The following is a 14,960-nucleotide window of genomic DNA, read 5'->3' as shown; positions in this document are numbered from 1 at the left end:
GGGCCTGCCATCAGGCAGGCCTTCAGGCATTGAGGAGATGCAAAGATGGCCGGCGCAAAAGAGATACGTAGTAAGATCGCAAGCGTCCAGAACACGCAGAAGATCACCAAAGCGATGGAAATGGTCGCCGCTTCCAAAATGCGTAAATCGCAGGATCGTATGGCGGCCAGCCGTCCTTATGCAGAGACCATCCGCACGGTGATTGGTCACCTGGCGTTAGGGAATCTGGAATATAAACATCCGTACCTGGAAGAGCGTGACGTTAAGCGCGTCGGGTATTTGGTGGTGTCCACGGACCGTGGCCTGTGCGGTGGTTTGAACATTAACCTGTTCAAAAAACTGCTGGCAGACATGAAAGCCTGGAGCGATAAAGGCGTACAGAGCGATCTGGCGATGATCGGCTCCAAAGGCGTTTCGTTCTTCGGTGCTGTGGGCGGTAACGTTGTTGCTCAGGTTACCGGCATGGGGGATAACCCTAGCGTGTCCGAACTGATCGGGCCGGTAAAAGTGATGCTGCAAGCTTATGACGAAGGTCGTTTGGATAAGCTGTACATCGTGAGTAACAAGTTCATCAATACCATGTCTCAGGAACCTCAAGTGGTTCAGCTTCTGCCTCTGCCGCCTGCGGAAGAGGGTGAACTGAAACATAAATCCTGGGATTACTTGTATGAACCCGATCCTAAGGCGCTGCTGGATACCCTGTTGCGCCGCTATGTGGAGTCTCAGGTTTATCAGGGCGCTGTAGAAAACCTGGCCAGTGAACAGGCCGCGCGTATGGTTGCGATGAAAGCCGCAACCGACAACGGCGGTGACCTGATCAAAGAGCTGCAGTTGGTTTACAACAAGGCGCGTCAGGCCAGCATCACGCAGGAACTTACCGAGATCGTATCGGGAGCCTCCGCGGTTTAAACCAGGTTTACGAATTACGTATTGTCGAATTACGTAGAGGATTCAAGATGGCAACTGGAAAGATCATCCAGGTAATCGGCGCCGTGGTTGACGCCGAGTTCCCGCAAGATGCCGTACCTAACGTGTACGCTGCGCTTGAGGTTGAAAACGGTGCTGAAAAACTGGTGCTGGAAGTGCAGCAACAGTTAGGCGGCGGCGTTGTTCGTTGTATCGCAATGGGTTCTTCCGACGGTCTGCGTCGCGGTTTGAAAGTGACAGACCTCGAGCACCCCATTGAAGTCCCGGTAGGAAAAGCCACGCTGGGCCGTATCATGAACGTACTGGGCGAACCGGTAGACATGAAAGGACCGATCGGCGAAGAAGAGCGTTGGGCGATTCACCGTCAGGCACCGAGCTACGAAGAGCTCTCCAACTCCCAGGAACTGCTGGAAACGGGTATCAAGGTTATTGACCTGATGTGTCCGTTCGCCAAGGGCGGTAAAGTGGGCCTGTTCGGTGGTGCCGGTGTAGGTAAAACGGTAAACATGATGGAGCTCATTCGTAACATCGCGATCGAGCACTCCGGTTACTCCGTATTTGCCGGTGTAGGGGAACGTACCCGTGAAGGTAACGACTTCTACCATGAAATGACCGACTCCAACGTTATCGACAAAGTATCATTGGTCTATGGTCAGATGAACGAGCCGCCAGGCAACCGTCTGCGCGTAGCATTGACTGGCCTGACTATGGCGGAAAAATTCCGTGATGAAGGCCGTGACGTACTGTTGTTCGTCGATAACATCTACCGTTATACCCTGGCCGGTACGGAAGTATCCGCACTGCTGGGTCGTATGCCTTCTGCGGTAGGTTATCAGCCGACGCTGGCGGAAGAGATGGGCGTGCTGCAAGAACGTATCACCTCCACCAAAACCGGTTCTATCACCTCTGTACAGGCCGTATACGTCCCTGCGGATGACTTGACTGACCCGTCGCCAGCCACCACCTTCGCCCACTTGGATGCGACCGTGGTACTGAGCCGTCAAATCGCGTCTCTGGGTATCTACCCGGCCGTTGACCCGCTGGATTCCACCAGCCGTCAATTGGATCCGTTGGTGGTTGGTCAGGAACACTACGACGTAGCGCGTGGCGTGCAGTCCATTCTGCAACGTTATCAGGAACTGAAGGATATCATCGCGATCCTGGGCATGGACGAGCTGTCTGAAGAAGACAAACTGGTCGTTGCACGTGCGCGTAAAATCCAGCGCTTCCTGTCGCAGCCGTTCTTCGTGGCAGAAGTATTTACCGGTTCTCCGGGCAAATACGTGTCACTGAAAGACACCATCCGTGGCTTTAAAGGCATCATGGACGGTGAATACGACCATCTGCCGGAGCAGGCGTTCTACATGGTTGGCTCCATTGATGAAGCAGTGGAAAAAGCCAAGAAACTGTAACGTCAGTTAGGAGGGTGATATGGCTATGACTTACCATCTGGATGTCGTTAGCGCAGAACAGGGCATGTTCTCCGGTCTGGTGCAGAAGATCCAGGTGACGGGGAGCGAGGGCGAACTGGGTATTTACCCGGGGCATGCCCCTCTGCTCACTGCCATTAAACCGGGTATGGTGCGTATTGTTAAGCAACACGGCGAAGAAGAGTATATCTATCTGTCCGGCGGCGTCCTTGAGGTGCAACCGAATGCTGTGACTGTGCTGTCCGATACCGCCATTCGTGGGCAGGACCTTGATGAAGCGCGCGCGCTGGAATCGAAGCGTAAAGCGGAAGATCACATTCGTAATTCTCACGGCGATGTGGATTTCGCACAGGCTTCCGCAGAATTGTCGAAAGCGATTGCGAAGCTGCGTGTTATTGAGCTGACCAAAAAAGCGATGTAACGTGCGCCTTCAGTAAAAAGGCCGATCTAGCGATCGGCCTTTTTTATGGACAAAAAACGGCGGGATTATCCCCGCCGTTTCTTCAGCTGTTGTCAGTCAATCATTTCTTCTTGAGGAAATCACCCAGTACCAGGTTGCCTTTCGCATCGCGTGCGAAGGTTTCCGGCACTTTAACGGAGGCAAAGTTCTTCACGGTGATCTCTTTTCCCTGAGCGTTAACAGAGCGACCGTCTTTGATAAAGAAGTTGCTGTTGTCCACGTTACCCACCACGGCGTCGTCGTACTTGCCTTCTTGGGTTTTCAGGGACACGTTATTTTTAAACACGCCTTGTTTTTCCGGGCCAGAGTAAGGGCTTGGACGGAAAATAAAGTTGAAGCGTTGGTTATCCAGCGCCGTGTTGTTTTCTACCACCAGCGCGCCGGGGTTGAAGTTATCAGTAAAGCCATCCAGTTGGTTGCCAACCGCGATGCTGTTTTTCACTTTGTGCGCTACCGGCTGACCTTCACCGCCCATTTTGAAACCGTTGCTGGTGTTGTTCATGGCAATGGAATTCTCGATCACCACAACGCCGTTAGCGCCGTCTTCAATCTTGTTGAACAGGTCGAAACCGTCATCAACGTTGTTATGAGAGAACGCACCGCGAATCACGTTGCCCTCGCCTACGCGCATTTTCACCGCAAAACCGTCGGCATTAATTTTGCCTGGGTCCTGGTTGCTGTGTGATTCCGAGTTCAGAATCAGGTTATGGCTGGCCCACAGCGGACGGCCCACATCACCGGAAGAAGTAACCTGAATCCCGGTGTCGTCACAATGGTGCGCCAGTACCTGCTCGATGGTGTTGTAGCTGCCTTCGATACGGAACGGCTTCTCAGTGATTTCGATGCCTTTCACATGCCAATGGCTGGCGTTCAGTTGCAGCCCGTGAATCACTGCTTTTTTGCCCTGAGCGAACAGTTTTTTCGGCGCTTTCTGGCTGCCGCTGGCGCTGACGGGAATGGAAGAAGCACTGTAATCGCCGTCTGCTAGCCATAAGGTTGCTCCTGCTGGCAATACGTTAATCGCGGTTGCGAAATCTAATGGGGCAGTTTTGCTGCCATTGTTGCTGGCCTGACCTTGCGCAGAAACATAGACATTCTTGGCATCGGCCAGTTTGACTTTCTCTACGCTGAACGTTGCTTCTTTCGCTGCTTTATCATCGCCTTCACTTGGCTGATAAACGATTTTGAAGTCACTGCCTGCACTCAGCTTGGCAGGAACGCTTAGCGTCTCACCGGCTTTAACGGCATGTGCGGCACCCAGCGCTTTATCGCCCTGAGTGATGGTGACAGTACCGGCATAGTTGGCACGCAGTTGCACGTCATAATTATCGCTCGCGCTCTTATTCGAGGACATTACCTGCAATACCGGGGCAAATGCGGCAAATTTGAATTCCGGTGAGGCTTTGGTTTGTGCCGGAGAGGTGGTCAATTGCGCATCACTGACGGTGATTTTGGCGTTACGTGATGCGAAGAAGCCCACATAGTAATGGTCTTTATCCAGCTTGGTGACGAGATCCGCCCCCTTCACGTCTTTGCTTACCCAGTTGTCGCTGTCTTTGGGCGCATAGGACGTGACAAAACCGTCATTGGTACGTTCCACCTTCATACGGAAAGAAGGGGTCTGCTCCAGGTTAATTTTTTCCTGAATGTTGGTCTTGGTGATCTTGGCGCCCGCGTTACCCCACGGTTGCATTACGCCGTTACGCACAATGGTTTGCAACCGGACTTCCGTGTGAGATTTCTTATCCTGCGTCATGATGGCATTCATCACCATGTTGGAGGCAGCAGGGAACTCCTCATAGCCTTCCTTCAACGGATTTTGACGCGGTGCACCGATGATGTCGCGCACCAGAATCCCAGCCCCTTCCTGTGCGGCCGGTTTAGCACCATTTTCCGGGCCAAACTGATCGACGGTCACGGTTGCTTGCAAGGTGAAGTTCACATTGGCTGGCAGCGTAGTGTAGAAGAAGGTTAACCCATCGTGCGTGTTGGCAATTTTACCGCCGCGGCTCTCGAGGGTGATAGGTGCTGAGAGATCGGCCTTATCGTCAACCGTCAGTTTTTTGCCATTGATGGTGACATCGTTAACGCCAACTTTTTCCGGCAGAACGTTGGAGGAGAAGTTAACGTCGGTTGATTGGCCGAAGGCGATGCTATGCCATACCGGAGCGGGTTGTTCAGTGGCGTGTGCAGTGATGCTAAGGAACAGAAAGGACGGCGCCAGGGCTACCGTGGCAAGCCGTAAAGCACTGAGTTTCATTGTATCCCCTTGGGTATTGTTTATTGAGTTGTAGGTTTATGATGACAAAAATGAAACGCTGTTTCTTTTGTGTTTGTCACAAATGGAAACATATAAAACAAAAGTCTGTTTTTCCTGAAACTGGAATTCACTATCCGCCGTCGCGTTTTAGCCCTTTTTCGGAAAAGATGAATTAAAAAAACCACCAGTAAGGTTTAGACTTGGGTACACTTTCTTTTTCCTCGCCATGCGCGGCACAGCGGTATTTTTCGTTGAAAAATATGTAGTAATCCGCGGCGATAACGGGTTTACTTTCATTCAATTGAATCCGTGGGTTATCAATTCGTTTCATCAGGGTGGTGCATGTCTAACAGTGTCATGAGCGTGGTTATCCTTGCCGCTGGCAAAGGAACACGTATGTATTCCGATCTTCCAAAAGTACTTCATCCGCTCGCTGGTAAGCCGATGGTTCAGCATGTAATTGATGCGGCTATGGAAACCGGTGCCAAACAGGTGCATTTGGTCTACGGACACGGTGGCGATTTACTGAAAGACAGGTTAACTAACCCGGATTTGAATTGGGTTCTGCAAGCGGAGCAACTCGGCACCGGGCATGCTATGCAGCAGGCCGCGCCATTTTTTGCTGATGATGAAGATATTCTGATGCTGTACGGTGATGTTCCTTTGATATCACCCGCCACGCTGGCGCGCTTGTTGGCGGATAAGCCACAGGGCGGCATTGCGCTTCTGACGGTGAAACTGGACGACCCTACCGGTTATGGTCGCATTGTGCGCGATGATAACGGATCAGTCGTCGGGATTGTCGAGCACAAGGACGCGACGGAACAGCAGCGCCAGATTAATGAAATCAACACTGGCATTCTGGCCGCAAACGGTCAGGATCTGAAACGTTGGCTGAGCCGGTTAAACAATAACAACGCGCAAGGCGAGTATTACATCACCGACATTATTGCCATGGCTGCTTCCGAAGGTCGCCGTGTTGAAGCTGTACATCCTGATAACCTGAGCGAAGTGGAAGGGGTTAATAATCGCCTGCAACTGGCGACGCTGGAACGTATCTATCAGCGGGAACAGGCCAATAAGTTGCTGCTGGCGGGCGTCATGTTATTCGATCCCGCGCGTTTTGATCTGCGTGGGACATTAACACACGGACGTGATGTGAGTATTGATGCTAATGTGATCATTGAAGGGCAGGTCTCATTAGGGAATCGGGTTGAGATTGGTGCGGGCTGTGTCATTAAAGACAGCGTGATCGGTGATGATTGCATTCTTAGCCCTTACACCGTGTTAGAAAATGCGGTTCTGGACGCTGAGTGTACGGTAGGGCCGTTTGCGCGTTTGCGGCCGGGGGCCGAGCTGGCACAAGGCGCACACGTTGGCAATTTTGTTGAGCTGAAAAAGGCGCGCTTGGGCAAAGGTTCCAAAGCGGGCCATTTAACCTATCTTGGCGATGCGGAAATTGGCGATGATGTGAATATTGGCGCTGGCACCATTACTTGTAACTATGACGGCGCCAACAAGCACAAAACCGTGATTGGCGATCGGGTGTTTGTCGGTTCTGACAGTCAACTGGTGGCCCCTGTGACCATAGCCAGTGGCGTGACCATCGGTGCTGGCACCACGGTAACGCGTGATGTGGAAGAGAATGCGCTGGTGATAAGCCGGGTAAAACAGCGCCATATTTCAGGTTGGGCGCGTCCGGTTAAGAAGAAATAAGCGATATCGCCTCCCCATTCGTGGAGGCGGTTTTGCACAGTGTTTTAGGCTAAAGCGCTGTGCAAAACATAATAATCCCCAACTCTCTACAAGGCTCGGGGACGCCGGAAAAACCGGCACGATCAGGTCTAAGACGTCGAAAGTGACACAATATGTCACGCGTATAGGAATACACATCCATGTGTGGAATTGTAGGCGCAGTTGCGCAACGCGATATTTCTGAAATTCTGTTAGAAGGGCTTCGCCGCCTTGAGTACCGTGGTTATGACTCTGCGGGGCTGGCGGTGGTTGACGCCGAGGGGCACGTTGCCCGCGTGCGCCGCTTGGGTAAGGTACAGATGTTGGCGCAAGCGGTGGAAGAGCATCCGCTGGCGGGCGGTACGGGCATTGCCCATACCCGTTGGGCAACGCACGGTGAGCCGTCAGAAGAGAATGCGCACCCGCACGTTTCTGGCCCTATTATCATCGTTCACAACGGCATTATCGAAAACCACGAACCGCTGCGTGAAACGCTGATCGGGCGTGGCTATCGCTTTGTTTCTGAAACCGATACCGAAGTGGTTGCGCACCTGGTGCACTGGGAACAGCAACAAACCGGTGGCGCGCTGGTTGACGTGGTAAAACGCGTTATCCCTCAACTGCGTGGCGCTTACGGCATGGTAGTGATGGACAGCCGCGATCCGAGCGTGCTGGTGGCAGCTCGTTCTGGGAGCCCGCTGGTGATTGGCCGCGGTGTCGGTGAAAATTTCCTTGCGTCTGACCAACTGGCTCTGTTGCCAGTGACTCGCCGCTTTATGTTCCTGGAAGAAGGCGACGTGGCTGAAGTGACGCGCCGCACTGTGCGCATTTTCAACCGCGATGGCGAACTGGTTGAACGCGAAGAGATTGAATCCAAAGTTAATTACGACGCGGGTGACAAAGGCGCTTACCGTCACTACATGCAGAAAGAGATTTACGAACAGCCATTGGCGATAAAAAACACCCTGGAAGGGCGTTTTAGCCACGGTGAGGTAAATCTGTCTGAACTGGGCCCGAAAGCGGATGAGCTGCTGGCTAAAGTGCAGCATATTCAGATTATTGCCTGTGGCACGTCCTACAACTCAGGCATGGTATCGCGTTACTGGTTTGAAGCATTGGCGGGCGTGCCCTGCGATGTGGAAATCGCCTCTGAATTCCGTTATCGCAAACCGGCCGTACGTGCCAATAGCCTGATGATCACCCTCTCACAGTCCGGTGAAACAGCGGATACGCTGGCAGCGCTGCGCTTGTCCAAAGAACTGGGGTATCTGGGATCGCTGGCTATTTGTAACGTGGCAGGATCATCGCTGGTCCGTGAATCCGATTTGGCGCTGATGACCAAAGCCGGTACGGAAATTGGTGTGGCGTCTACCAAGGCCTTTACCACCCAGTTAACGGTGTTGCTGATGCTGGTGGCGCGTATTGGCCGTCTGCGCGGTATGGATGCCCAGATTGAGCACGATATTGTCCACGGCCTGCAAGCGCTGCCTGCACGTATTGAGCAGATGCTGTCGCAGGACAAGCTGATTGAGTCTCTGGCAGAAGGCTTCTCTGATAAGCACCATGCGCTGTTCCTGGGGCGCGGCGATCAGTACCCTATTGCAATGGAAGGGGCGCTGAAGCTCAAAGAGATCTCTTACATCCATGCAGAAGCGTATGCGGCGGGTGAGTTAAAGCACGGCCCGCTGGCGTTGATTGATGCGGATATGCCAGTTGTGGTGGTTGCGCCCAACAATGAGCTGTTGGAAAAACTGAAATCCAACATCGAAGAAGTGCGCGCACGCGGCGGTGAGCTGTATGTGTTTGCCGACGAAGAAGCGGGCTTTACCAGCAGCGAAAACATGCGCATCATTCCGCTGCCGCATGTGGAAGACGTGATTGCACCGATCTTTTACACCGTGCCGTTGCAGTTGCTCTCCTACCACGTGGCCCTGATCAAAGGCACTGACGTTGACCAACCGCGTAACCTGGCCAAGTCCGTTACCGTGGAATAAAGACATAAGGGGGGATTTCCCCCCTTTTTGCTTTAGGTCAGCTGCTAGGTTAAATACCGGGGTGATTGAACTCCACCCGTTTCCAGTGGTATTCAGGGAAAGATCAGTGCCTATGAGGCTGAAAAAACCGTGCCTATGGATCCTAATACAGCAAATATTGCCTTATCTATTGCACAGTTATGCACATCTATAACGATGGTGGGTGTGTATTTTGCCGCGCCCGTTGAACGTTATACTCGATTGTGGGCCATGTCAGGTGTTTTGACCGCACTGGGTATGGCGCTCATATTACCGAATGCATTTCGTCCACCGGGTGTGATGTTAGTACTCGGGAATGTTGCGTTATTTGCGGGCTGTGTCGTTGTATGGGTAGGGCTAGAATCTTTCTTTGAACAGAAAGCAACCCGTAAAGGGTATTTGCTTATTTTTCTGTTTTCATGTTTCTATTTTTTATTAATAGCAGAAGGCGCAACGCTGATTGTTCGAGCTTGTTTCAGTAGTAGCAGTCTGATTCTGGTTTTTTCTTTGTGCCTGAAAACGTTGCTCAGGCGTACTCATGGTATCTGTTTTAGTCCATCTGGGTTTGCTCGAAACATGGCTATCATTGGCTTAGCTATGCTTATTGTTGCACATTTGCTGCGCCTCATTCTTTTACTTTATACACCGATGCCATTTAGTTTGGTCATGATGTCTCAAGTGCATACCGTTGTTGTCTACCTCATTCCTTTGGTTGGTACTTTGTTGTTTTTTCCTTCTTTGCTCCTGCTGTATTTTGAGCGCATTAAGCATCAACTGTTACTGTTGTTGGAATCCAAACAAGAGGCATTGGAAACTCAAACGCGATTTGTGGATATGTTCTCGCATGAATACCGAACACCTCTGGCTGTTATTCGAACGAATTTGGATATATTGCATCATAAAGATAATAGTCAGGGTAATATTTACGGTTCAAATCTCGGGAAAATGCGCCGCGCGGTATTACGTCTGGTTGAAGTGGCGGAAACTGCCCTTATGCGGGATATGAATGCAGACAACAAAAATGATATACATTATGAGCCTATAGCACTGAATGATTTCATTTATCATGTCATAGACGAGGCGAGCGATTTTTGGAGCGATCGAGCGCCACAGTTTACGTTCGAATATACCAACACATGCGCTGTTTATGGCGAACGGAAGTTGCTAAAAACAGCAATTCTGAACTTATTTGATAATGCCATTAAATATGGGCCTAAAAACGGTACCATAATGGTTTTTCTGATAAAAAACGACGACACTGTGACGCTTACCATTAGCGATAATGGGCCAGGTATCCCCCAGCTGGAGCTGGATCTTGTGTATGGTAAATATTTTAGAGGCAGTCGCACTGGTTTTGTTGCGGGTAGCGGCATTGGTTTATACTTGGTACAGCGTATTATTAGTCAGCATGGTGGTTACATACAGTTAAGTAATCGTCCTGAAGGTGGCACTTCAGCGACAGTCTCATTACCTTGTTATCATGAAGAGGTCCAGAACAATGGCATCTGAAATTAATGTGTTATTAGTCGAAGATGATGAGGATTTGCGAGATAGCTTGGTAGAGTGGTTAGCGCTAAATAATATGACCATTACTGCTGCTAAAAATGCTGCTGAGTTTTATCAATCTTTACCAAAATGTCATTTTCAGGTTGCGGTGATAGATGTCGGTCTACCCGATCAAGTGGGTTATGTTCTTGCCGAATATTTACGGGCGAACACTAACATGGGCATTATCATTCTCACTGCTCGTAGTAGTTTAGAAGATAAACTCAAGGGGTATCGCTCTGGTGCAGATATCTATCTGGTTAAACCGGTGGACTGCCGTGAGCTGTCAGCCGTGATAACCAGTATCGCGCAGCGCATAGATAAGCCAACCGCAGAAGTAAGTGAAGCGCAGAAACAATGGACTATCTTTTCAACGCAATGGAAATTGAGCTGTAATCAGGATGCACTCGTGTTACTCAGCCTAAAGGAGTTGATGTTTCTCGAGTTACTGGCTGATAAGCCTGGCACACCTGTACAAAGAAAGATGATTTTAGAGAGGTTGTACCAGCGAGATGACTACTACAGTGGCCGTTCACTCGATTCACTGGTGCGTCGATTACGTGCGAAAGTCGCTTCTCAGATCGGTGTTGATATTCCGATCCGAACTGTCCATGCCGTCGGCTATTGCTTTGTTGGTGAAATTATTCTCGCTGAAGGGGAGTAATTTCAGCTTCATTCTGATGACTGTTCAGTTGGTACATTTCATCCGGATTGTCGAGGTCAGTTGTTGGCGCGTAGGGGGAAATAATCGCAAGTCTCAAGAAATAAATAGCCTGATCGCGCCTACCATAGAAATTGGCGATTAATCCAAGTAGACGTAAGGCGTCGGGCTGCTCTGGCAATATTGCTAACACCTGCTGGCAATATTCTTCTGCTTGAACCACCTGACCTGATCCCCAGTGCTGATGCGCTTTTTGTAGAATGGATGTTACCTGATGAGTATCAATTGAATTTATCATGGGCGTCACCAGTAAAAAAGAGTAAGGGCAGGTGTGCCTTCAAGGTTAGCGCCCTCTTTGTCTCTCACGATCAGAACAGATGTTCGATTGGCTGAAAAGTAAGGCTCTGGTTATCTCTGATATGCACACGGGAAATGGGCTTCCAGCGAGCCTTTATTGGATATGGCTTTTCGCTGGTGATATCACTGTCATCCTCTGCATGGGTCTACTTGCTAATGGATGGTAATGATTCTGTTACTTACGCTGCAACCCACCAAAAAACACGGAAAGTGACCAATTGTGACGTTGTTTTTTTTGTAGTTGTTTGAAATATAATATATTTTATAGCCTTATGTCTGAAGTTTTGTGCTGTATGATGTCGCGCTTGTTTTTTGATTTAGTCCTTTTTGATATGAAAAGGGCGTAATTTTGCGTTAGCGTAAGCAGTTATCACATCAATTATTCTCTGTAATTTTCCCTTGTCATAAAACTGTCATATTCAATACATTTTACTGTCATGTAATTGTCCTATTTTTCCTCCTGCGAACTACACTCTGATCAATAAAGAATCTGGGTCGACACCTTTAAAAAATCCCACAGGAGGGATTATGAAACTGATGCGTACCACGATTGCCGGTCTTGTTATGGCAACCTTCTCCCTGACGGCGGTCAACGCCTCAGCTGCCGTTAACCTTACCGGTGCAGGTGCTACGTTCCCAGCGCCGGTCTACGCCAAGTGGGCAGACTCTTACCAGAAAGAAACGGGCAATAAAGTTAACTACCAAGGTATTGGTTCTTCTGGCGGCGTTAAACAGATTCAAGCAAAAACCGTTGATTTCGGTGCATCTGATGCGCCACTGGCTGATGAGAAGCTGGCTGAAGATGGCCTGTTCCAGTTCCCTACCGTCATCGGTGGTGTGGTATTGGCGGTTAACGTTCCGGGCATCAAATCTGGCGAACTGACGCTGGATGGTAAAACGCTGGGTGATATCTACCTGGGTAAAATCAAAAAATGGAACGACGCAGCCATCACTAAACTGAACCCGGGCGTTAAACTGCCGGATCAGGATATCGCCGTTGTTCGTCGCGCTGACGGTTCCGGTACCTCTTTCGTGTTCACCAGCTATCTGGCGAAAGTGAACGCTGAATGGAAAGAGAAAATTGGTGCGGGTTCTACGGTTAACTGGCCGACCGGTCTGGGCGGTAAAGGTAACGACGGTATTGCCGCGTTCGTTCAGCGTCTGCCAGGCTCAATCGGTTATGTTGAATACGCTTATGCCAAGCAGAACAACCTGGCTTACACCAAGCTGATTTCTGCCGACGGTAAAGCCGTTCAACCGACCGGTCAATCATTCAGCAACGCTGCTAAGGGTGTCGACTGGAGCAAATCTTTTGCTCAGGACCTGACCAACCAGCACGGTGCTGACGCATGGCCAATCACTTCTACCACCTTCATTCTGGTTCACCAGAAACAAGAAAAACCAGAGCAGGGCGCTGAAGTGCTGAAGTTCTTTGACTGGGCGTTCAAGAAAGGCGGTGAGCAAGCGGTAGCGCTGGATTACGCTACGCTGCCAACCGAAGTGGTTGAGCAGATTCGTGCCGCATGGAAAACCAGTGTAAAAGACAGCAGCGGTAACGCGCTGTTTAAATAAGCATTGAAACGCTATGCAAGCCCTTGTGCGGTTAACAAGGCACTGACATAAGTTATGGCGGATGGGCGGGAAGCCCGTCCGCCTTTGCCTGTCAAATGATTAACACTGAAGAAGAGAGCCCTATGGCTGAGTATAAGCCAACCATGAAAGCCCCCGGAAAGCTGGGCGACGTCATCTTTAGCGCACTGGTGAGATTCTCCGCGCTGCTGACGCTGCTGCTGCTGGGTGGCATCATCGTATCGCTGATCGTGGCATCCTGGCCGAGCATTCAAAAGTTTGGCTTTGCGTTTCTGTGGACTAAAGAGTGGGATGCCCCTGCCGGGCAGTTTGGTGCGCTGGTGCCGATTTACGGTACCGTCGTGACCTCGCTGATTGCCCTGATCATCGCTATTCCTATCAGTTTCGGTATTGCCTTGTTCCTGACCGAACTGGCACCGAATTGGTTAAAACGCCCGCTGGGCGTTGCCATCGAATTATTGGCCGCCATTCCGAGTATCGTTTACGGCATGTGGGGCCTGTTTATTTTCGCACCGTTGTTCGCCAAATACTTCCAGCAACCGGTCGGGAGCATCCTGTCCGGCATTCCTTTTTTGGGCACGCTGTTCTCTGGTCCGGCGTTTGGTATCGGTATTCTGGCCGCCGGTGTGATTCTGGCCATCATGATCATTCCTTATATCGCTGCCGTAATGCGTGACGTGTTTGAGCAAACGCCGGTAATGATGAAAGAGTCAGCCTACGGCATTGGTTGTACTACCTGGGAAGTGATTTGGCGCATCGTATTGCCTTACACCAAGAACGGGGTGATTGGTGGCGTCATGCTGGGGTTGGGCCGTGCGCTGGGTGAAACCATGGCGGTGACCTTTATCATCGGTAACACCTACCAGCTCGATAGCCTGTCGCTGTTTATGCCCGGCAACAGTATCACGTCCGCGCTGGCGAACGAGTTTGCCGAAGCGGAATCTGGCCTGCACACGGCGGCGTTGATGCAGCTTGGCCTTATCCTGTTTGTGATTACCTTTATCGTGCTGGCGCTGTCTAAGTTGATGATTATGCGTCTGGCAAAAAATGAGGGGGCACGCTAATGGCGGCGTTAGGAATGGAACAAGAAGCCACGTTGGCGCGCACCCGGCAGAAAATGCAGGCCTGGCGTCGCCAGAAGAACCGCATTGCGCTATGCCTCTCCATGACCACCATGGCGTTTGGCCTGTTCTGGCTGGTGTGGATCCTGTTCTCCACCGTAGTGAGAGGGATCGATGGCATGTCGCTGGCGCTGTTTACCGAAATGACGCCACCGCCCAATACCGCAGGCGGCGGGCTTGCTAACGCCATTGTCGGCAGCGGATTGCTGATTTTCTGGGCCACCGTGTTAGGTACACCGCTCGGTATTATGGCGGGTATCTACCTGGCCGAATATGGTCGTAAATCCGTTATTGCCGAAGTAACTCGCTTTATTAACGATATCTTATTGTCAGCACCTTCGATTGTGGTTGGCCTGTTTGTTTACTCGATTGTCGTGACCAAGATGCAGCACTTCTCGGGGTGGGCGGGGGTGATTGCGCTGGCGCTGCTGCAAGTGCCTATCGTGATTCGTACCACGGAGAACATGCTGAAACTGGTTCCCGATAGCCTGCGTGAAGCGGCCTATGCGCTGGGAACGCCGAAGTGGAAAATGATTTCGGCCATCACATTAAAAGCCTCTGTTTCCGGCATTATCACTGGTGTGTTGCTGGCAATCGCCCGCATCGCCGGGGAAACCGCACCGTTGCTGTTTACGTCGCTGTCCAACCAGTTCTGGAACACCGACATGATGCACCCCATTGCCAACCTGCCGGTGACCATCTTTAAGTTTGCCATGAGCCCGTTTATCGAGTGGCAACAGCTGGCCTGGGCCGGGGTGCTGCTGATTACGCTGTGCGTGCTGTTGCTGAATATTGTGGCGCGTATTTTGTTCGCGAAAAAGAAACATTAATGGATTCAACGGCGTGTCGGATGACGTGCCAGT

Annotated in this window: 12 protein-coding genes; 10 read left to right on the top strand and 2 right to left on the bottom strand. The window is 50.9% G+C overall.

Annotated features, from left to right (window positions below):
* The first annotated feature begins 45 nt into the window (after positions 1–45).
* The 3 genes from atpG to J5224_RS05905 are packed head-to-tail and all read left to right on the top strand — an operon-like array spanning position 46 to position 2,778.
* Entirely contained in the window at positions 46–909 is an 864-nt protein-coding gene (gene atpG, locus J5224_RS05915; RefSeq protein ID WP_264624474.1) for a F0F1 ATP synthase subunit gamma, read from the top strand.
* 47 nt (positions 910–956) lie between these two features.
* The gene (gene atpD / locus J5224_RS05910; RefSeq protein WP_264624473.1) at positions 957–2,339 is read left to right on the top strand and encodes a F0F1 ATP synthase subunit beta; all 1,383 of its coding nucleotides are present in this window, start codon (positions 957–959) and stop codon (positions 2,337–2,339) included.
* Positions 2,340–2,358: 19 nt separating this feature from the next.
* Positions 2,359–2,778: a F0F1 ATP synthase subunit epsilon gene (locus tag J5224_RS05905; RefSeq protein WP_264624472.1), complete on the top strand. Its 420-nt coding sequence runs from the start codon at positions 2,359–2,361 to the stop codon at positions 2,776–2,778.
* 100 nt (positions 2,779–2,878) lie between these two features.
* Here J5224_RS05905 and J5224_RS05900 read toward each other — a convergent pair whose 3' ends face one another.
* Positions 2,879–5,077: a right-handed parallel beta-helix repeat-containing protein gene (locus J5224_RS05900; RefSeq protein WP_264624471.1), complete on the bottom strand. Its 2,199-nt coding sequence runs from the start codon at positions 5,075–5,077 to the stop codon at positions 2,879–2,881.
* A gap of 342 nt (positions 5,078–5,419) precedes the next feature.
* On the opposite strand from J5224_RS05900, the gene glmU reads away from it, so the two are divergent.
* From glmU to J5224_RS05880, 4 genes are all read left to right on the top strand, one after another.
* Complete coding sequence (glmU, locus tag J5224_RS05895; protein WP_264624470.1) at positions 5,420–6,793, top strand: bifunctional UDP-N-acetylglucosamine diphosphorylase/glucosamine-1-phosphate N-acetyltransferase GlmU; 1,374 nt, start codon at positions 5,420–5,422, stop codon at positions 6,791–6,793.
* Positions 6,794–6,972: 179 nt separating this feature from the next.
* The gene (gene glmS / locus J5224_RS05890) at positions 6,973–8,805 is read left to right on the top strand and encodes a glutamine--fructose-6-phosphate transaminase (isomerizing) (protein ID WP_264624469.1); all 1,833 of its coding nucleotides are present in this window, start codon (positions 6,973–6,975) and stop codon (positions 8,803–8,805) included.
* Positions 8,806–8,940: 135 nt separating this feature from the next.
* The gene (locus J5224_RS05885) at positions 8,941–10,332 is read left to right on the top strand and encodes a sensor histidine kinase (RefSeq protein ID WP_264624497.1); all 1,392 of its coding nucleotides are present in this window, start codon (positions 8,941–8,943) and stop codon (positions 10,330–10,332) included.
* A complete protein-coding gene (locus J5224_RS05880) occupies positions 10,322–11,032 on the top strand; it encodes a response regulator transcription factor (RefSeq protein ID WP_264624468.1) in 711 nt (236 codons plus the stop codon). The genes J5224_RS05885 and J5224_RS05880 overlap by 11 nt, the downstream gene beginning before the upstream one ends.
* On the opposite strand, the gene J5224_RS05875 is transcribed toward J5224_RS05880, so the two are convergent.
* Entirely contained in the window at positions 11,010–11,327 is a 318-nt protein-coding gene (locus J5224_RS05875) for a hypothetical protein (RefSeq protein ID WP_264624467.1), read from the bottom strand. The genes J5224_RS05880 and J5224_RS05875 overlap by 23 nt on opposite strands.
* 587 nt (positions 11,328–11,914) lie before the next feature.
* Here J5224_RS05875 and pstS point away from each other — a divergent pair.
* The 3 genes from pstS (at position 11,915) to pstA (ending at position 14,927) form a co-directional block, all read left to right on the top strand.
* Complete coding sequence (gene pstS, locus J5224_RS05870; RefSeq protein WP_264624466.1) at positions 11,915–12,958, top strand: phosphate ABC transporter substrate-binding protein PstS; 1,044 nt, start codon at positions 11,915–11,917, stop codon at positions 12,956–12,958.
* A gap of 122 nt (positions 12,959–13,080) precedes the next feature.
* On the top strand, positions 13,081–14,040 hold the full coding sequence (gene pstC / locus J5224_RS05865) for a phosphate ABC transporter permease PstC (protein WP_264624465.1): 960 nt from the start codon (positions 13,081–13,083) through the stop codon (positions 14,038–14,040).
* A complete protein-coding gene (pstA, locus tag J5224_RS05860; protein ID WP_264624464.1) occupies positions 14,040–14,927 on the top strand; it encodes a phosphate ABC transporter permease PstA in 888 nt (295 codons plus the stop codon). Before pstC ends, pstA begins: the two co-directional genes overlap by 1 nt.
* Positions 14,928–14,960: the final 33 nt, after the last annotated feature.

Source organism: Candidatus Symbiopectobacterium sp. NZEC135, assembly GCF_025962695.1.
Note: the sequence above shows the minus strand (reverse complement) of the source record. Positions and strands in the feature narration are given on the sequence as shown.